Annotated in this window: 15 protein-coding genes and 1 pseudogene; 7 read left to right on the forward strand and 9 right to left on the reverse strand. The window is 38.3% G+C overall.

Going from position 1 to position 18,977, the window contains the following annotated elements; all coding sequences use genetic code 11:
• Positions 1 to 789: 789 nt before the first annotated feature.
• Both NSTC745_RS11650 and galE read left to right on the forward strand, forming a co-directional pair.
• Positions 790 to 972 (forward strand): annotated as a pseudogene (locus NSTC745_RS11650) (sugar transferase); the annotation flags it as partial.
• Complete coding sequence (gene galE / locus NSTC745_RS11655) at positions 969 to 2,000, forward strand: UDP-glucose 4-epimerase GalE (RefSeq protein WP_445637275.1); 1,032 nt, start codon at positions 969 to 971, stop codon at positions 1,998 to 2,000. The pseudogene NSTC745_RS11650 and the gene galE, both read left to right, overlap by 4 nt.
• Positions 2,001 to 2,045: 45 nt before the next feature.
• On the opposite strand, the gene NSTC745_RS11660 is transcribed toward galE, so the two are convergent.
• On the reverse strand, positions 2,046 to 3,464 hold the full coding sequence (locus NSTC745_RS11660; RefSeq protein ID WP_445637276.1) for an S-layer homology domain-containing protein: 1,419 nt from the start codon (positions 3,462 to 3,464) through the stop codon (positions 2,046 to 2,048).
• A 536-nt stretch (positions 3,465 to 4,000) separates the two neighbouring features.
• Positions 4,001 to 4,228: a hypothetical protein gene (locus tag NSTC745_RS11665; RefSeq protein WP_445637277.1), complete on the reverse strand. Its 228-nt coding sequence runs from the start codon at positions 4,226 to 4,228 to the stop codon at positions 4,001 to 4,003.
• A gap of 853 nt (positions 4,229 to 5,081) precedes the next feature.
• On the opposite strand from NSTC745_RS11665, the gene NSTC745_RS11670 reads away from it, so the two are divergent.
• Positions 5,082 to 6,287 carry a histidine kinase gene (locus NSTC745_RS11670; protein WP_445637278.1) on the forward strand — a complete coding sequence of 402 codons (1,206 nt, stop codon included), beginning with the start codon at positions 5,082 to 5,084 and terminating at the stop codon, positions 6,285 to 6,287.
• Between the two features lie 56 nt (positions 6,288 to 6,343).
• On the opposite strand, the gene NSTC745_RS11675 is transcribed toward NSTC745_RS11670, so the two are convergent.
• Positions 6,344 to 7,375, reverse strand: a complete 1,032-nt coding sequence (locus NSTC745_RS11675) for a GGDEF domain-containing response regulator (RefSeq protein WP_445637279.1) — start codon at positions 7,373 to 7,375, stop codon at positions 6,344 to 6,346.
• Entirely contained in the window at positions 7,363 to 7,563 is a 201-nt protein-coding gene (locus tag NSTC745_RS11680; RefSeq protein ID WP_096541380.1) for a hypothetical protein, read from the reverse strand. Before NSTC745_RS11680 ends, NSTC745_RS11675 begins: the two co-directional genes overlap by 13 nt.
• 730 nt (positions 7,564 to 8,293) lie before the next feature.
• Here NSTC745_RS11680 and NSTC745_RS11685 point away from each other — a divergent pair.
• Positions 8,294 to 8,554 (forward strand): chlororespiratory reduction protein 7, encoded by a 261-nt coding sequence (locus NSTC745_RS11685; protein ID WP_445637280.1) that lies wholly within the window; start codon positions 8,294 to 8,296, stop codon positions 8,552 to 8,554.
• A 142-nt stretch (positions 8,555 to 8,696) separates the two neighbouring features.
• Here the strand turns inward: NSTC745_RS11685 and NSTC745_RS11690 are convergent, their stop codons facing one another.
• Positions 8,697 to 9,269: a DUF2854 domain-containing protein gene (locus NSTC745_RS11690; protein ID WP_445637281.1), complete on the reverse strand. Its 573-nt coding sequence runs from the start codon at positions 9,267 to 9,269 to the stop codon at positions 8,697 to 8,699.
• 549 nt (positions 9,270 to 9,818) lie between these two features.
• On the opposite strand from NSTC745_RS11690, the gene NSTC745_RS11695 reads away from it, so the two are divergent.
• Positions 9,819 to 9,998, forward strand: a complete 180-nt coding sequence (locus tag NSTC745_RS11695; protein WP_445637282.1) for a hypothetical protein — start codon at positions 9,819 to 9,821, stop codon at positions 9,996 to 9,998.
• A 243-nt stretch (positions 9,999 to 10,241) separates the two neighbouring features.
• On the opposite strand, the gene NSTC745_RS11700 is transcribed toward NSTC745_RS11695, so the two are convergent.
• Positions 10,242 to 10,655 (reverse strand): response regulator, encoded by a 414-nt coding sequence (locus tag NSTC745_RS11700; RefSeq protein ID WP_096541392.1) that lies wholly within the window; start codon positions 10,653 to 10,655, stop codon positions 10,242 to 10,244.
• Positions 10,656 to 10,939: 284 nt separating this feature from the next.
• On the reverse strand, positions 10,940 to 13,120 hold the full coding sequence (gene ppk1, locus NSTC745_RS11705; RefSeq protein ID WP_445637283.1) for a polyphosphate kinase 1: 2,181 nt from the start codon (positions 13,118 to 13,120) through the stop codon (positions 10,940 to 10,942).
• An 819-nt stretch (positions 13,121 to 13,939) separates the two neighbouring features.
• On the opposite strand from ppk1, the gene NSTC745_RS11710 reads away from it, so the two are divergent.
• Positions 13,940 to 14,353 carry a hypothetical protein gene (locus NSTC745_RS11710; RefSeq protein WP_445637284.1) on the forward strand — a complete coding sequence of 138 codons (414 nt, stop codon included), beginning with the start codon at positions 13,940 to 13,942 and terminating at the stop codon, positions 14,351 to 14,353.
• A gap of 56 nt (positions 14,354 to 14,409) precedes the next feature.
• Here NSTC745_RS11710 and NSTC745_RS11715 read toward each other — a convergent pair whose 3' ends face one another.
• Positions 14,410 to 14,760, reverse strand: coding sequence for a hypothetical protein (locus NSTC745_RS11715; RefSeq protein ID WP_445637285.1), 351 nt, complete (start codon positions 14,758 to 14,760; stop codon positions 14,410 to 14,412).
• A 239-nt stretch (positions 14,761 to 14,999) separates the two neighbouring features.
• Between NSTC745_RS11715 and NSTC745_RS11720 the strand changes: the two genes are divergently transcribed.
• Positions 15,000 to 15,440, forward strand: a complete 441-nt coding sequence (locus tag NSTC745_RS11720) for a hypothetical protein (protein WP_445637286.1) — start codon at positions 15,000 to 15,002, stop codon at positions 15,438 to 15,440.
• 396 nt (positions 15,441 to 15,836) lie between these two features.
• Here NSTC745_RS11720 and NSTC745_RS11725 read toward each other — a convergent pair whose 3' ends face one another.
• Positions 15,837 to 18,719: a hypothetical protein gene (locus NSTC745_RS11725; RefSeq protein WP_445637287.1), complete on the reverse strand. Its 2,883-nt coding sequence runs from the start codon at positions 18,717 to 18,719 to the stop codon at positions 15,837 to 15,839.
• Between the last annotated feature and the right edge of the window lie 258 nt (positions 18,720 to 18,977).

Genomic DNA, 18,977 nt, shown 5'->3' on the forward strand with positions numbered 1-18,977 from the left:
TAGCATTTTATGCCTGTGGACGAGATTCAGACTAACTAGTATCGAACACAATGCTGTCAAACTAATAGCTTAAGCACATGATTTTAAGCTCATAACTTCTAAATATTGCTCTATTACTCGGTCAATACTTCCCCCAACTAACTTTTTTGGCAACCAGTAAAACTCGTTTAAATGCTATAAAGTAAGGTTGGATTTATTCACAGATTTTTAAATAATTTAAGTAAATTCTTGGCAATTCTCTTATTATATGCCACGTAAATAGCAATAACTTTCAAAAATCTTATAAAAATCTGAACAAATTGAATTTAGTTCTCGAATTTAATATTTTTTTATCTTATTTTATTTCATGTAATATTAAATACATTCAATAGTATTATATTATTTTTGAGATAGATATCAAAAATTATGACTTGATTTGTTCAAAAACAACTTCATTTTCGAGATTTTCAATAATCCTGATTTTGTCAATATATTGTTAGAATTATCACGAAATATACTTAAATTTAACTTCTAATACTGTAGTAAATTTGCCATTGTATCTGAGATGTTACGAGTCATACACCTAAAAAATAAATACAATTTATTCTTTACAAAATCTTTAAAATAATTCATTTGCGTATAAATATCTGGTATATCTTTATAATGAATAAAATTTTCGTTTTTCCATAGATTTATGTGCTGAAGTAGTGGCACTTACAATGCAGACACTCAAATTGTTGGTTTACGAGCATCAGCACGTATTCTCATCAATAATGCAATTATCAGAGGCATTTCGATATACAAACTGGATATTTAGTCAAACCGGTAATTACAGGTTGGGCACAGGTAATGTATCCCTACGGTGCATCTATAGAAGACGCTGATGAAAAGTTATCTTACGACCTGTATTAGATCAAGAACTATTCCTTATGGTTGGATTTAGCGATCGCCTTCAAAACTATCCGAGTAATCTTGTTAGGTAAAGGTAGATGAACAAGAAAGTTTTAGTCACTGGGGGCGCAGGCTACATAGGCTCCCATGTAGTCCGTCAACTTGGAGAACTTGGTTACGATGTGGTAGTCTATGACAATTGTTCTACAGGTTCGGCAAACGCAGTTCTCTATGGAAAACTGATTATTGGTGACTTAGCCGACATTGACAAGCTTTATCAAGTCTTTGCTAAACATCAATTTAGTGCCGTGCTACACTTTGGGGCGAGTTTGATAGTACCAGAATCAGTTGCCCTTCCTTTAGATTACTACGCGAATAATACACGTAATACTCTCAACTTACTTCGCTGCTGTAGCGCGATGGGTGTCAATCAATTTATTTTTTCCAGCACCGCAGCAGTTTACGGTGAACTGCAACAAAATCCTGTCTCAGAATCAGCACCAACCATACCGATCAATCCTTATGGACGCTCTAAACTAATGAGTGAATGGCTGATTCAAGACTATGCCTTATCTTCTAGCATGACTTATGTAATATTACGTTATTTTAACGTAGCAGGAGCAGACCCAAAAGGACGAATCGGACAGATATCACCAAATGCTACTCACCTAATTAAAGTTGCCTGTGATGTCGCTAGAGGTGAAAAAAAAGAATTACAAATTTTTGGTACAGATTTTCCGACACCTGATGGCACTGGTATTAGAGATTACGTTCACGTTGAAGACTTGGCAGCAGCCCATCTAGACGCTTTACGCTATATAGATATGGGAGGAGAAAGCCAGATTTTCAACTGTGGCTATGGACAAGGCTATAGTGTGCGACAGGTAATTGAACGAGTAAAGGCAATTTCTGGAGTGGATTTTCCAGTTGTGGAAATGGAACGTCGTCCTGGTGACCCGGCTATTGTAACAGCATGTGCAAATAAAATTCGTCAAGTGCTGGGTTGGCAACCCAAATATAATCACCTTGACACAATAATTTTCACAACTCTTGCCTGGGATAAGCAGCGTCAAAACTCCCAGCTTCCTGTTAATGGCAAGTTAACACGTTTATATTCACTTGTGAGTTAAAGTTTGAACGTACTTGCGACAGCGAAAGAGCGACTTGTGACTTGTTTAATTGGATATTTTATTTTTTGGAAGTTCGTTTAACTTCAAAGCATCAGCAGCCGATACACCCTCACCTTGAGTTCCAAAGTACCACAAAGCTGTAGCAGCTTCAGCACGAGTTACTGGTTTTTTGGGTTGAAACAAGGTCGTATAGCCAAACACCCGCCGAATATTGGATTGTTCCCCATTTTGAAAATCAGCCAAAACTGCTCTTAAAGCCTTAGAATCAATTCGGGCTGCGTCTTGAAAACCCCAGGTTTGTTTGACAGCATCCAAGCTTGCAGAGGGTAAGCCTTGGCGAATATCTAAGGGTAATTTCCACAGCAGTAACACCTCCCGTGTTAAGGGGGCATCAGGACGAAACAAAACAGCAGTAGAATCTCCAGATAAAGGACTGGGAATTAACCCAGCCTCAGCTAATCCTTGAATTGCTGGAAAATCCGGGTCTTTTGAGGATACATCAGTAAAAGCTGGTTGAGTGGTTTCTGGTGCTAAGCGAATTTGTTTAGCTGGATTGCTGGCATACATAGCATTATTAGCAGCAATTAGCCAACGGGCGTATTGGCGACGCGTGACGATTTTCCCAGGTTCAAATTGGTTAGTTGTGGCAGCAGAATTACTCTTAGTTGTCTTTGGTTCTATAGACAAAACACCTAAAGCAGCCAAATCTTGAATGTGTTGTCGCCATTCTTGTGGCGCTTTATTGAGATCGTTGAATGTCTGAGATTCACGTGTGGCTGTGGGAGTTGTTTGGTTATTAGTCGTGGTTGGTGGCTGTGACGCCGAGTTTGCAGGTGCTACAGGCCCAATGAACTGCGGATCTCCTGCTGGGGGAATGTTGCTACTAGTGTTGCTAGGATTTGTACTTGGAGTAGGTTGTGCTGTTGCAGTACTACTATTTGGTACGTACTCAATCAGTAATTCAGTAGCTGTTTGGGGCTGATTCGGTGTGGCGTTGGTAACTGATTGAGGCTGAATCGAAACTTTCAACAGTGAATTATCCCGACGTGCCTCAAAGACACCTACTCCATCATCTGTTGGCTGTTGCGAAATTTGCCAGTTATTTGTTTGCAATTGGTTACGATAAAAGCTAGCAATTAAGTTGCTAGGATCGGAACTTAGCCAACGAGTTGAGACTCTGTTTTCTGAATCGCTAGCAGGTGTAACTTCCTGTAGCTTGGCATTGGAATATAGTGGAATATCTTTAGGAAAATCAGCTGGTAACTGAACTGTTGAGTCGTTTTGCTGTACTTGTGGTTGGTTAGTCTGAGATTCTCCAAAGACAACCGGATTATTTTGCAGTCTAGGATCTGCTGCCAAAGAGTCCTCAAGGTTTTTGGACACTGGAGTGTTAGCACAGGCTGTTAACGAAGTGAATAAAACAGCCAAACTCAGAAATACAGCTGGACGTTTAGCAGGAAGCACAGGAAATCACAAATTGAGTTTCAGTTCCTACCCTAGCGCAAACTGTTGATGAAATGCTGACTGGGTATTGGGGATTGATTACTGGTAAGAAATTTTCCCAATCCCTAGTTCCTAGTCCCCAGTGCTTTGCGTAGCGCTATTAATGATGTCTCAAAAAATTAGTAAACGGTAGCAGAAGCTACCGTGTTGTCTTCGTTTTACAGCCATTAGGTTTTGATAATTCCCATGCTTATTTATAGATTTCCCTAAAATTCTGCGAAAGTAACATTTTTGGGAAAAAAACATAAATAAACCCACAATGGTGGCGATACAAGAGTATTGCGCTCTAAATACTCAAGTTTTAGGACAGCGATCTGGGTTTAACGTGACTAAGTATGATAATTGATTCATAGGTTGCCAAATAACAATCTAGCAACGAAAAGCTTGATGCTACGCCCAAATGCACTAGTTTAATGCGATCGCCAAGCAACTGAAGTGATAGACTATGAATAAAGCCCCCCTTAGCCTCATCAAAAGAGGGGAATCAATGAAATTGGCTAACGCTGGCTTAAATTTCGATTCTGAAGATTATTCATCTGACGATGGTAAGCTGGATAATGAAATGTCCGAAAAATGCCAGTGTTGAGTAATTCCAGGAACTTAGCGTCAGTTTTTAGTTCTTGAGAGTAGGGGTTATGTAAAGCAGTTAACTGGTTTTGGATTTTGGATGGAAACAAACCACGAGGCTCCCGCACTCCTGAGGATTTTCGATTTGTTTCACTCATTAGGGGTGAGGCATCTAGCTTGCTAAAAACCAGCAGTGCCAAAAAATCTAAAATCTAAAATTTTTAGTTAAGTTCTATCAATGATTCTTTACGAAAAGTGCTACTTGCACTCTAGTCAAGACTTTTTTGGTAGCGCAACATAGGCGGCACACCACCCCGGATAAATCAAACAAACCTTTCTGCTCCTCACTCCTGTATGTTTATTAAAAGCCTCAAAAGTAGTGAGTGCTTCCTCTTAAATTGCGTAGTTTACCGCCGTAGGCATCGCTGTTATGTTATCCAAAGCTCCTTCAAAGCAACCCACCCTCTATTCTCTGGAATAGCAAAGCAGTTGTTTGAGAAAGATCCCTAACAGCACGTCCCTAGCAATTTATCAAGGCAGTAATTACTATGACTATTTGCCAATTCTACTGATGATTGGATAAAGGCACAAAAGATACTTCATCGAACGCACTGGCAGTTGAAAAAAAACTACACATTCGATCTAAATAGTTAACACCTACCTGATAGATCGGATACAATTAGCATCTACGTTTGGTTCAGTGTTCCCTCGTTCAAAGCGACTACTCATATTCACATACTGCTGTACTAGCCAATTTGACATGCTGACTATGGTGAACAATTTTGATTCAGGGCAAATTAAGGCTTATATTCAAGGAACATGAGTGTTTTTTGGAGATGAAGTCAGCCAAAAGAAGGCAAAAGGCTCAAAAACATATATCTTATGTCAAAAATGCACATCTGATATGAGTATGAAAAATCTAAAATAGATATTAAATTGAAGAAAAACGAACGACCATCGACAACCATTAGTCCATTTTACTTTTTGTAAAGCGTCGCCGGGTTGTTACCAGTGCTGAAACACGATTACATGCAAGTTTCCCAGGATCAGCCTATTTATTCTGAGGCTCCACTCCAGCTGCTACTTTTTGTCGATGGACGCCCAAAGTCCCGACAGCAAGTGCAGCGAATACGTGCTTACTTAAAAGAGTTGCAGGCTGAGTATAGTTTTGAACTGCAAATAATCGATGTCGGTCAACAACCTTACTTGGCAGAACATTTTAAATTAGTAGCAACACCAGCTTTAATCAAAATCCATCCGGAGCCACGGCAGATTTTAGCTGGGAGTAATATAGTAGCGCAATTGAAAAACTGGTGGCCTCGCTGGCAAACCGCCGTAGACACCTACTTAAAATTACAGGAAGACTTACAAGAACGTATAGACGATAATGGTCGGGTGACCTCGCCCAAATCTACAATTCGTTCGGTGGCCGTTTCTGCCGAACTCATCCGCCTCTCAGACGAAATTTTTCGCTTGAACCAGGAAAAAGAAAACCTTCAAGAACAGTTACAGTTTAAAGACCGAGTAATTGCGATGTTGGCACACGACCTCCGCAATCCCCTAACTGCTGCGGCGATCGCCATAGAAACTCTTCAATCTAACTACAATGTAGAAACAGGTGAATTCCAGCGCCTCAAACCTTCAATGACGGCACATTTATTAAAACAAGCCCGCGGTCAAACTAAAATTATTGACCGGATGATTGCCGATCTTTTGCAGGTAGGTCGTGGCAAAGACACAGAAATTCCAATTTTCCCACAAAAGGTAGAGCTAGGTAAACTGTGTTTAGATGTACTAGAAGAATTGCGCGATCGCTACACCGCCAAATCCCAAGAGGTAGAAACAGACATTCCCAAAGACCTGCCCTACGTATATGCCGATCCAGAACGCATCCGGCAAGTGCTAGTAAATCTGTTGGATAATGCGATCAAATATACGCCCAAAGGCGGGAAAATTAGCATTGCAGGATTACACCGCACCACCCAGAAAGTTCAGTTCAGTATTGGCGATACCGGGCCTGGTATTCCTGTAGAAAATCGCGATCGCATCTTTGAAAACCACTTCCGCCTGCAACGCGATGAAGGTACAGAAGGTTACGGCATCGGCCTTTGTTTATGCCAACGGATTGTTCGAGCGCATTACGGTCAAATTTGGGTAGATTCTGCCCCCAATAACGGGGCATGGTTTCACTTCACACTACCAGTTTATCCTTCTTAGTCATTGGGTATGGGGCATTGGTTCTTGTGAACTCACAAAGGACTAATCACTAATGACTAATGACTACTTGAAACAAAGCGATCGCGCCCACCAGCTTTTGCTTGGTAGAGGGCTTTATCTGCCTGCACGATCAAATCCAAAGGTGAGGATTCCCAAGTGGGAACAACAGTTGCTACCCCCATGCTTAGGGTAACGTACTGACTCACTGCTGAACCGTCATGAACAATTTGCAAATCTCTGACTGCTGCTTGCATTCCTGCGGCAACATGAACAGCACCAGAGGCATGTGTATATGGCATAATCACAGCAAATTCTTCACCACCATAACGGGCTACTAAATCCTGATGTTTTTGTGCCTTTTGGCTTAAGACAGTACCCACCTTTTGTAAACAGACATCGCCGCCAGGATGACCATATTTATCGTTGTAAAATTTAAAATAGTCGATATCACATAAAATAAGTGACAGGGGGCATTCCTCCTGTGCTAAGTTAATCCACTGAGTATTAAGATAATCGTCAAAACGACGACGGTTTGGTAAGCCAGTTAAGCCATCGACATTGGCGAGGTGCTGCAAAGCTTGGTTTGCTGCTTCTAGCTGTTTGTATACTTGAGCTTGCTGTAGCAGTCGGCGTAGCCGTTGGCGCAATACAGGCCAATGAATTGGCTTAGTAACATAATCAGTTGCTCCCGCCTCAAAAGCACGGTCTACAGATTCCTCATCGTCCAAGCATGTGATCATCAAAATGGGAGTTCGCTCCCATATCTTAGAGATCACAGTATTGCCAAGCACAGAATCAGTATCAAAGGTTGCTAGTGCTGAGATCAGATTATTTCTAGCAATTTGAAGCAATTGTTTACAGCAAGTAAAGCCATCCATCACAGGCATTACAGCATCCAGCAACACTATATCTGGTTTAATAGTCTCGTAAGCATCTAAACATTGCTTACCATCATTGACCTCCACCACTCGGTAACCTTCTTGCTCCATAGCTTTACGCAGCAACACTCGAATGGTCTTGTCGTCATCAGCCACTAGAATCAGTGGTGGTTGCTTAGAAAGAGAAAATGGGCTGCTTATGCCTGACATGAGTTAAATTCTACTTGCGAGACTATCCTGAAAAAGGCTGAGCAATCAGATGGTATGGGAGCGATCGCTATTTCGATCGATGCCAGCATTTGTGGCAAGGGTGCGTTTGGCTTGACAATCAACTGTTTTTTGAGAATAGACTGCTCAATATTATTGAGCCAAGCAAGCGGTAGATAACTAATTTGCATATACAATCTATAATTGGAACTCAAAGGCAATTGCTACCTTTTTATTCCTCTATGGTTATGGCAGGAAATGTTACTGTTATATTTCCCCATTATTAAAGTCAAATTACAATTATCTTGAGAATTGTAAATATCGACCTTAATTATTTAATTTTGTGATTCCTTTAAAAACCTAGCTAGATAGGTCAAACTAATTCGTAAACTGCACTGAAAATCTACCTAATACTAAATACTCACATCGCTTTACTTAAATTAATTGAGCCTATTCGCCAACGATTGTAGTGATTTAGTATAATTACATAAGATTGATATTATAATTTGTGGAAAGCTTTATTTTTTGATTAATCATCCTTGAAAAAATCAGTAAAAATTCTTATATTTCTTATGACTGTTGGATAGTGAGGATACCTAACTAATTTTAAAGTAGATTAATTGAGTAATTAAAATTTCATAGATAACAACTAATAAAAAATCTTAAATTTTATATTTAACAAATAAATTTATAATTATATGAAAATTAAAGACCAAGCCTTTAGCAATTTGTGATTGTTTATGAATTTAAAAATATAAGCGATCGCCCAAGCAAGAGAGAACAGAGACAAACAAAGCAGGCAGATAAAATTGTTACAAAAATCAATTACTTAATTGCTGAGTAAATTCTTTTTTATAGAAAACAAATACTAATTTCTTTGCAAAGAAAATCAAAAACTATCTACATTCACTAAAACTAAAAATGCCAAATCCATTAATGTATCAGCAGGATAATTTTGTTGTTCTAGAAACAAATCAACCAGAACAATTTTTGACATTATCAGAGTTATTAGAAAAACTCCAAACAACTCTCCAGCAACTTAAAATTCAAGATTTGCCACCTGACTTACAAAAATTTGATACTGTGGAGGCCCAAGCACAATATTTACTCGACACCAGTTGTGAATTAGATATTGGTCCCGGACAATATTTGCAATGGTATGCAGTTCGTCTAGAAAAGTAATACCATTTTGAATTTGAGATTTTGAATTCGGAATCGCTTTGTGCGTCTCAATTGTGTGAATTAGGTAGGGAGTAAAGGGGCAGATGGGAGAGCGATCGCTTCTCGATCGACAGTCCCACTCCCTAGTCCCCAGTCCCCAATATTATTGACTATTAACTATTGATTCTTTTTGAGCATTTTTTATTAATGCTAATTCAATTTGATTTTCAGATGGCTGGGTTATTTGAATTTCCACTCCAGGGCCGAAATAATTGGTCATCTTTTCTTGTTTTTTTTGCCATAAATCAATTGGTATTAAGGGCGAATCAAATTCTAAAATTAAGGTGTAATTTCCATGGACTTCTGTTTCTCGCAACCCTGTAACTATTGGTCGTTCTTCATCGCTGGGACTCAAACCCAAAAAATCAAGTGTTGTATCGAAATGGGCATCTTGACCATAGCAATATCTGGTAATGTCTTTGCGAATTTTATTTTGAGTTACAGTTGCTTGCTGCTGACGCAATTCTAATGTTGATGGTGATGTAGGTTGGCTAAAGGGTATTGGCTTGAGTTCATTAGCTTTCAGTGCCAGCCCCCCTAACAATAGAGGAATCCCATAAAAAAATCCGACAAGATTGAGTGTCGCGTTATCAGCAGCATAGGCAATGAAGCCAATAATGGTTAATATGGTACCGATAGTTAAACCGAGTGTTCCCAAAGAGATTTGGCCTAGCATGAGCTTAGATGAGTATAAATTGCTAATATCTCATACCATTTCTAAAAATCTTGGCAACAAATGAATTGCCTGTAGGGGTTTACAGTTGTCTGCCCCTACCTACGTATTTGTAGTACGAGTTTTATGAAATGATATTAGTTTTATTATCATCGGCTATGAGCTACAAATTAGGAAAGAGTATTAGCCCATCTTGCTTGCAGCATTCTCAATGAGTCATACCAATTTTGTTTGAATTTTAGATTTTGGATTAAAAGCCTTTGCTAAAAAGCTGTCCCAATAATTTCAAACAATACTTCCTATGCCAATTTGGCGTCAATCAGCCCGCAATAGCTGAAGTCCACTCATAGTAAGTTCAGCCAAGGATAGTAACTTGGGCCGGGGGTAGGAATTAATAATAGCCTGTTTGCTGGCAAAAAACCCTTCGTCAACTGTCTTTAGAAGGAAATACGCTTGGGTTAAACGAAGTCAAACCCAGCCTACTTAGTATTCCAGAATATTGGATTATGAGTTAAGTTTAAACTTAAAGGTACTTAACACAAAGAAAAAGTAATGGATCTACAGACTATAAAAGAACGAATCGCCGTAGTCCAAAGTAAGCGGGACTACTTGCTGAGTCTACTGGAACAGCCAAACTTGGGAACTTTAAGAATTGACGTAAATCAAGCTTTGGAAGAACTAGATGAGTTAATTGATGAATTTAGACGCACGGTTCCGGAAACAGAACTATAGTTAGGGAACTCGAAGAAATTAAAACAACTACTTGAAGTTGTTGATTGATGACCCTTAACTGCGAACAGTAGGATATTTTTTTATTTGGAAGCCGCTTAAGGCTTGCCATTAGAGTAGAAAGTATCAAAAATTGCGTCGGTGTAGCCTTGAACTTCAGGATATACCGACCTTTCTCAGTAATATAATGTCTTGAAATCCCTGCAATTAAGCTAAGCCTGGGTTGCTAATGCAATAGATTATCATTCACTCTGTAATGCCATTTACTGCACGCTTACCTAGCTGCCTAACTAAAGCAATCAGTTCAGAGGTAGGTACATCTTTTTTACAAACATCATCAAAGCTAGACATTTTTTTTGTCCCTTGGAAATTTACATCCTCTACCGAAGAGTAAGCAAGGATTTGAGTGTTAGGAGATATAGCTTTGATTTGGCTAGATGCACTCCAGCCATCCATGACTGGCATTTGTAAGTCTAGAACAATTACATCAGGCTGCCAACGTTTAACCATTTCTATAGCTTCTTGACCATTAGTGGCTAAGCCTACTACTTGGATATTTTCCTGGCAAGAAAAAGCCAATTGTAGAGTTAAACGAGTAAGTTCGTGGTCATCAACTACTAGAACGCGCAATGTAGAAAACTCACAGGATAACATTAACATTGAGGGAAAAGACAAAATTATTTACAATAACCCCTCTAGTTTATGGGAATAAGTGCCAGCACTTACTCTATCCTATGGTTGAATAACTTCTATAAACCTATGACAATTAACTTAGATAACTTTTCAAAAAATTAAAATTTTGTAAAGAAACTAAGTAAATCTAGTTTTGACACTCCCCACAATTACAAGCTGGCGGATTCTTGCTTGATAGGGATTCTAAATAGGTAGAAGCTAGCGGCTTGCGTCGTCTGATTTGCGATCGAAACACGTGGAACTTAATCTTTTTAATCAATCAGGTTTGAGGCTACACTAGTTGAGCGTAAGGCCATATTGAGCAGAGTTTTTTGGGAATTGGCTTCTGGAGAATCATCATAAGGACGGCGTTGAATATAAGTACCATCAGCTTGTAACTCCCAAGCTTGGCGATTATCTGCGAGCATAATTCCCAAGATTTCTTGCAAGTCTTTAGCAATATCTGGATCTTTAATTGGGGTAATTACTTCCACTCGTCGGTCTAAGTTGCGGCGCATCCAGTCGGCACTGCCAATATAAATTTCTTCTTCTGTGTTGTTATGAAAATAAAAAATCCGAGAGTGTTCTAAAAAGCGACCGACAATGCTGATTATGTGAATGTTTTCACTAATGTCTTTGAGTCCAGGACGCAAACAGCAAACGCCTCTGACAATTAAATCAATTTGTACTCCGGCGCGGGAAGCTTCATATAAAGTGGCAATAATTTGTGGATCGACTAAGGAATTCATTTTCGCAACAATGCGCCCAGAAAAGCCTTTTTGAACATTTTCGATTTCCCGCCGAATAAGTGCCAAAAAGCGATCGCGCATATTCACAGGTGCAACCAATACTTCTCGATAAGACTTTTGCCGAGAGTAGCCTGTTAAAAAATTAAATAAATCTGTGATGTCGGCACCTACTTCTTCACGGCAAGTAAACAATCCCAAATCTGTATACAACCGTGCTGTTTTTGGGTTATAATTACCAGTCCCAATATGTACGTAGCGACGCATCCGGTCTTTTTCTCGCCGTACCACCAAGACGGTTTTACTGTGCGTTTTCAGCCCCACTAAACCATAGACAACATGAACTCCAACTCTTTCTAATCGTTTTGCCCAGTAAATATTATTCTCTTCATCAAACCGCGCTTTTAATTCCACCAGCACAGATACCTGCTTGCCATTTTCGGCGGCGGCGATTAAAGCGTTAACGATGGGTGAGTCGCCAGAAGTCCGATAGAGAGTCATTTTGATGGCTAACACATTCGGGTCATAGGCGGCGTAAGTAATAAACCGCACCACCGAGGCAGAAAAAGATTGATAGGGGTGGTGTACTAACAAATCTTTTTCACGAATTACCGCAAAAAAGTCTTTTCCTTCGTCTGTTTCCAGTGCATCTGGGTTTAAACTCGGTTCTCTAAGACGTTGCAGGCGCGACGGTACAACAGATTGACGTGGTGGATCTTTGAGTTCTGGTAGTGGTAAGGACATAAAAGACATCAAATCCCGCAGTCCCAAAAGACCATCTACTTCGTAAACATCACTGTCTGTTAATTCCAAGTCGTGCAATAATCGCGATCGCACTGGTTCAGGTGTTTGGGATTGAATTTCTAGCCGCACTGGACTTCCACCCAAACGCCGTTTTCGCAGTTCTTGTTCGATCGCTAATAATAGATCGTCGGCTTCATCTTCTTCTAAAACTAGATCGGCGTCGCGGGTAATGCGGAATGGATGATATTCTTGAATATTCATCCCTGGAAATAAAGATTCTAAGTTATGAGCGATCGCTTGTTCTAAAGGTATCCCAATCCAGTGAATCGGTTTTTCATTATCTTGGGTTGCCAACTCACGAGGTAAGGGTAAAAATCGTGGCAGAACATTAGGGACTTTTACTCTGGCAAAAAATTCTTCATCGGTGTCTGGATTTTTCACCACAACTGCTAAATTCAGACTGAGATTAGAAATAAAAGGAAACGGATGACTGGGGTCAACAGCCAGCGGAGTCAAAACTGGAAAAACTTGTTCTTCAAAATAGCTGTCGAGATGATTCCGCTGTCTCTGATTTAAATCTATATAATTCAGGATATGAATCCCATGATTTGCTAATAACGGGCGGAGTACTTGCTCAAAATGTTGGTGCTGTTTCTTCACCTGGGGAATCAGGGTAGACCGAATATCGTCTAGCTGTTGTTGTGGCGTGCGACCATCGGGAGTTAACAGGCTGACCTTCGCTTCAACTTGTTGCTTTAAACCAGCAACCCGCACCATGAAAAACTCATCTAAATTAGAACAGAAGATTCCTAAAAACTTCAGGCGTTCGAGAAGAGGAGTGCGATCGTCACAGGCTTCATGTAAAACCCTGCCATTAAACTCTAACCAGCTTAACTCTCGGTTAAGATAATATTGTGGATCGTTAAGATTGATGGGATTAGTGCTTTTTTTAGACTTTGCCATAATGACCTAAAGGCAGGCAGGTGCAGCCATTTAACTTGGGGACAATAAACATAGTAAGTTAAATGGTGCTTGAGCATAACACTCAGGCAACAGTTAGTCATAGCTGCATTTTATAGGTGGTTTTAATTATTTGGAATATTATGTCTTTCGTAGAGGCGCACAGTGCCCCATTGGTGTCAACTTAACGTAAAACCGATGTCCCACAAGGAACTGAAGTTCCTTGCTCATAGCAAAAGTAATCTAAAGATTACTAAATATGCCCCAAGATTTTGAGTCTACTTCAGTAGACTTGAGCTATTAGCCAAGAAATTTATTTCTTGGCGGGTGAGGAAGCCAACACCGAAGCTATTTCTAGCTTAAGTTGACACCAATGACAGTGCCCCTACAACGTTATGTCTTAGAATTCAAATCATTGTCCAGAGTATATTACCCATGAAGATATACTCAAGATTTAGCAAAGATATGACATCAGCATTTCTGAAAGTTTTTCACTAATTATTAAATAGAGCTTACATAGATTTTTGGTATTGCAACAGTCTAAAGCCACACTTAAAGTACTTTTTAGATTTAGTTTTTCTCAATAATAATATTTGTAACCATTACTACAAATGCTATACAGATATTGGCTAGGCAAAAACCTCTATTTTTTCAGATATTAATGCTGTTGCTCGGATCGATACTAACAATTTTGCCCATTATTTTTTTTTATTTATCACCGCTGAAATTTTTCTAAAATCCAGTGTTATTACTGAAATCTTTATAGGAGGTAATGGTTATATTGAAAACGCAAAGATAAACAACACGAGGAGTTTGTTAATCATGAAAATTTCTGCGATCGTTAAAGGAAGCGTTTGCTTATTAGGTTTGGTTGGCGTTGGTAATTTATTTGCCGCACCTGCAAATGCAGGAGATGCTGCTGCTCGTGGTGCGGTTACAATCGTTAGACCATCAGGTGCTTCTATCAGCGTCAGTGCTGAGTTAACCGCACCTACTTCTGCGTATTTTACAGGTCCAGCATTAGTTGTTACACCTACATACGGTGGCACTGCGGGTGGAAATGATGAATCTGTAGTAGATTTAACAATAGATCCAGGTGCAGTTGTAAACCTAGCATCGCCACCTAGTGCCACAATCGAAGCTGCTATTGCAGCACAGATTGATGCCGCTAGTTTTTCAACAGTTGAAGACCTAGCAGCCCTTGTTAGAGCAGCTAGTGCTGGCGGTTTAGAATAGACTGATTGTTAACTGACACAAAATCACGATGGTGTAAAAAACGATGGACTTTTAGTCTAGATGCTTTCACACCTTGCACTGATTTTTAATGTCTTTTTGGATATTGTTTGAGAAAACATCGCCATCAGTTGAGATAAGACGGCTACTACTATCTCCATGCGAGGCATTTGCATCAAAATATTTGGTAATACGCAAATCAATTCTTCGACTGACTCTCCTTTGCCTATATCCATAGTTTCGATAAGGGATAAAGTAAAGAGCGACTCAGATGTAAAAGATTGAATAAAAAATACAGCCCCTTGAATGTAGTTGAGGGGCTGTATTCCAAACCTATCGACTATATTACCATATAAACCCGGTTTCTTGAAGAAATCGGGCTTTTGACATTGTTTAAATAGATACTTCATCAAATCTTCTTAATAAAGCAAGAGGCAAGAGGCAATAGGAAATAGTCAATAGCCAAAAGGCAATAGTAGCAAGACAATAACGTAATAATTACTCTTGTCTTTTGCTCTTTGTCTTTTGGCTTTATTAGCTAAGTGTAAATCCTTATACCAAATTTTAGTAGCCTAGCAAGCAAATTTTCTGGCAAGTTCCCGCTATATTTCTCATGCCAATCTCAAAAAGTATGAGGAATAAATTATCTATGTATAGCGTATTTTGTCAATTGCTTGTAACTCTTAAAAGAAGCATTTACTTGCTGGGCTTTATTAGTATAGGTAATTTTATTACAGTGCCAGTATATGGACAAGAAGCTGTAGCGCGTGGTGCTGTTTCTATAGTTTCGCCTTCCGGTGGTTATCAAAGTGTTAGTGGCGAACTGTCCTTACCTGTTAGTAATAATTTTTTAAATCCCGGCACAAACACAACTCTAACAATAACGCCTACTTTCACAAATATTGGAAGAACTAATCAAAGAATCACTTCTTTATCTCTAACAGTAGGCACAGCTAATAAAATAATCACAAATAATAATTTTCCTTTGAATCAAACTTTACAAACAGTGAATAATCAAATATCAGTTCCCGATACAGCATCTCTCATTCAGACAATCAACAGTACTAATAGCTTAGGGTCTTTAGAATAGTTGGAAAAATATATAATTTTATTGCTGCATCTACGATACAGCGTTTTTCAGCTAAATGAAGTACGCAGGTAGGGGCGAACAGCCGTTCGCCCTTACAATTATCTGTACCTCACAAAGTTGCAATCTGCTGTATTTAATTAGGACTTACGCACACTCTACGAATCCTTGGCGTTCTTGGCGTCTTCTCTGCGAGACGCTACGCGAAGGCGGTTCGATAAATTAAGCTTTTTGGTCATTTTTGCGTAAGTCCTGTTAATAATTTTTAAGCAAGAGTCAACAAAAAAAAGCTGTTTGATTTTTCTGATTTTTTATCCAGTCAAATAATAGTCTTATATATTGTATAAATAATTAATATCTAAAATTTTATCATTTTTAGTGGCCTATTGGCTCTTGTATTTAAAATCGATAACCACCTTGAATTTGCAAATTCAATCCTTCTTCGCCAGTACCAATTTTAGATTCTATAAAAACATTATTCTCAGGAAAGCTATATCTAAAAATAGCTCCATAATTGAACCCAGATAAGCGGGTATTTAAACCGATATTTTTGGTAGAATAATTTTTAATATAAACACCAGCAGATAAATTTCTACTGAGTCTTTGTAAACCTTGTAGCTCATAGAAAAAACTTTTACCCAACTCTAGGTTGGTAGTAATATTCAAGCCCGTGCTAGTACTAAGTTCGCCACTAAACAATCCTAAAAACTCACCATTGCTATTCTCTTGAATAAAAGCTATTGCAGGTGCTAAAGAAAAACTTAAATTTCTTTCCTGATGATTAAAGTAATAGCTTAATACAGTGGAAAAAGGATTATTACTATTTGATGCACTATTCCAATCAATTTTCAAGGATGGTATGTGAGTATTGATAGCTACAGGTTTTTTATTTGAGTTTAACTGGACATGAGTTTTAATATAGTTAACCAGAATATTGGCATATATACCGAGAGATGGTTCTGGTAACCCTAAATTATTATTAGAAACTTCAGGCGCTGACTTGGCATTGATGTTAAACCAAGTTCCTACACTAGCGCTATAGTTTAAATCCCCAGAAGAACCCGCAGCTAATAATTCTACTGAAGGCAAAGATAAATAACCATCAAAGCTTTTAAAACTCACACCTATGAGATCGACTCTGGTGAGTTCAAAATAATCGAATGCTAAATCAAATGTCCGGACTGGAATTGGTACTATAGTGTTATCTTCCGAATTAAATCGTTGTACAAATTGTTGACCTTGGGAGTTAGTCAAAATAACTTCAGCACCGCTAGATTCATTAATGGGATTGATACCAGTATTAGGCAAAGGTATTTGATTGCCGATGAAAGTCAGAGGACCAAATCTTTCATTAGAAAGTCTGAGGTTTGAAAAGAATGTATCACCTGGATCTAAAAGTTCAACATCTCTTTGTAAAAATTGAACTGCGCGTTTGTGATTTCCTGTTCTCAGTTCCAAAATACTAGAATTATTGGGAGTAATTTTACTCTCAATTGTCATGTTTCCAGATACTTGTTCGAGGTGAGTGGCTGCATTAGAATAAGCTAAAGTACGATTCAGCCTATTATTAATTTGTCTTCTTTGATTTGGTGTAGCCTTTGTATTTAATTCAAAAAAGCTTTCTCCGTTTTTAAAGCGTTCTCGTGCTTCTGCTAAATTTTCGTCAATATCATCTATATTAATGAATTCAAAAATCCCACCTAAAGCCAGTCCTAAAGTAGAATTAGCTGTTTGTATACCATCGATACTAAAGTCACTAAAATTAGCTGTAATAGAGAATCCCGGGCCTGCAAAAACATTAGAATAACTAGCACTAATTTTTTCTGGATCGTATTGAATGACGGTGCGGTTATGAGGATAGCTAGCATATAACCTGTGCCAATTGGAAGTGGTTTTTGTCTCCGATAAAACTTCAAATGTAGGGTCTCTTTTGCCGAAAGAGAACCAAGACAAAGAATTTAAATAAGACAAGTCTCTTTCAAGTGGTGTCAAATAAGGATTAACTGCTATATTTAATAAATCAACATTATCAAATTGGCCTCTCTGGGCAATCTTAATACCTGGTAATGAAGAGACAGGAGCAGTAAAACCATAACCTTCACCTGTCAATATATTTCCCCAGAAAATACCAGCCGCTTCTAAAGCGCGATCGGGAATAATTTCGCCTAGTTGGAGTTTAACGCTTCCGCCATTTAGTAAAGGCTTTAAATTTGTGGTAGGAAAGGCTTGTAGAATTTTAGGTGAATTATTAGCATCTAATAAATCAAATAAAGCTCCGCCGCCATCATTACTAAAAGTGGAACCACCACCAATAATTGGTGTACTTCTTTCCAGAACTGTGACATTAGGATCGTTATAATTAATTCCGCTATTAATTACCACTCTACCAGCAGGTATCCCTTCAGGATTAATTAGTTCTCCTGCTATAGAAAGTATAGAAAAATCTTGAATTGCAGTTCCGCCGGTTAATTCATCAAAATTTACAGGTAAAGTACTAATATTTTGCAATCCCCAAAATCCTTGGGTTGATGTCATGTTTTGGGTAGTGTAAGTTTCAGTAGCTCTACCTTGGGCAAGAATACCTGCTTGTGTACCTTTAGTCTCAATTACTAATCGATTTTTATCGAGAACCCAGTAAAACTGATCGTTTTTAGGAAATTTAGCATAGGTAAACTTATCAATAAAATCATTGTCTCCAGAAAATCTGATCTTTAAATCTGTATCTATATAATTTTCGTCTTCATTTGGTTTAAATAATTGAGGTTTAAAAGTCAGGTTATCAGTAGGATTAGTAATCCAAGGATACCTGTTAGCGCTGGCAGTCAAAGCATTAATAATGATTTTCTTTTGGATCGCTTGTGGTTGCTTTTTTGTTCGACGTAGTTTTTCTATTAGTATTCGTTGTGGGAGTGTGTATGGTTTTGGTTGATTTGAATTTGATGGTTTAATTGTATCTGGTTGAGGTTTTTCTTCATCTTCTTCCGGTGGCTTGGGAGGTTTGTCTTTATATTCTTCAATTGGGATAACGTCAGCTAGGATCCTTCTGGGTAAATGTTTTGGCTTGTCTGAATTAGATTTAGCATCTTTTAAAGCTTGTATTAAATTTGCTTTGCTTTGAGAATTATCTATTTTATTAGGCTCATTATTAGAGATGAAACCGATATTGTTTTTACTATTTATATCTAAAGCGATCGCAGATACTTGAATTAATACAATCCTAAATGAAATTGTTGAATATAATAAACAAATTCCAATGATTTTTCCATTAATTTTGAATCTCATTAGGGAGATATTGATAATTGTCTGAATTGAAATTTTCAAGATATTCACAATAAAATTTCTCGGAATTCAAGTGATCTGAAATTGGCTATTAGCTGAGTGATCTGAAATTGGCTATTAGCTGAGATTAATCATTATTAAATATTTAAACGTCAGATTGATTTTGATGGATTTAACAACAGTTTCAGTAAATCTCGATATAAACAGTTAAAGAAAATCAATTTTTTATCTTGCGTGTAAAGAATAAAATAAGATTAAGCA

Source organism: Nostoc sp. DSM 114161, from assembly GCF_052692665.1.

Excerpts from the sequence above, each read along its gene's own strand:
- NSTC745_RS11680 (WP_096541380.1), bottom strand. The coding sequence starts at position 7,563 with ATGCAAATTAGTTATCTACCGCTTGCTTGGCTCAATAATATTGAGCAG.
- NSTC745_RS11700 (WP_096541392.1), bottom strand. The coding sequence starts at position 10,655 with ATGTTAATGTTATCCTGTGAGTTTTCTACATTGCGCGTTCTAGTAGTT.
- NSTC745_RS11695 (WP_445637282.1), top strand. The coding sequence starts at position 9,819 with ATGGATCTACAGACTATAAAAGAACGAATCGCCGTAGTCCAAAGTAAG.
- NSTC745_RS11725 (WP_445637287.1), bottom strand. The coding sequence starts at position 18,719 with ATGAGATTCAAAATTAATGGAAAAATCATTGGAATTTGTTTATTATAT.
- NSTC745_RS11710 (WP_445637284.1), top strand. The coding sequence starts at position 13,940 with ATGAAAATTTCTGCGATCGTTAAAGGAAGCGTTTGCTTATTAGGTTTG.
- NSTC745_RS11690 (WP_445637281.1), bottom strand. The coding sequence starts at position 9,269 with ATGCTAGGCCAAATCTCTTTGGGAACACTCGGTTTAACTATCGGTACC.
- NSTC745_RS11720 (WP_445637286.1), top strand. The coding sequence starts at position 15,000 with ATGTATAGCGTATTTTGTCAATTGCTTGTAACTCTTAAAAGAAGCATT.
- NSTC745_RS11715 (WP_445637285.1), bottom strand. The coding sequence starts at position 14,760 with ATGAAGTATCTATTTAAACAATGTCAAAAGCCCGATTTCTTCAAGAAA.
- galE (WP_445637275.1), top strand. The coding sequence starts at position 969 with ATGAACAAGAAAGTTTTAGTCACTGGGGGCGCAGGCTACATAGGCTCC.
- NSTC745_RS11675 (WP_445637279.1), bottom strand. The coding sequence starts at position 7,375 with ATGTCAGGCATAAGCAGCCCATTTTCTCTTTCTAAGCAACCACCACTG.
- NSTC745_RS11665 (WP_445637277.1), bottom strand. The coding sequence starts at position 4,228 with ATGAGTGAAACAAATCGAAAATCCTCAGGAGTGCGGGAGCCTCGTGGT.
- ppk1 (WP_445637283.1), bottom strand. The coding sequence starts at position 13,120 with ATGGCAAAGTCTAAAAAAAGCACTAATCCCATCAATCTTAACGATCCA.
- NSTC745_RS11685 (WP_445637280.1), top strand. The coding sequence starts at position 8,294 with ATGCCAAATCCATTAATGTATCAGCAGGATAATTTTGTTGTTCTAGAA.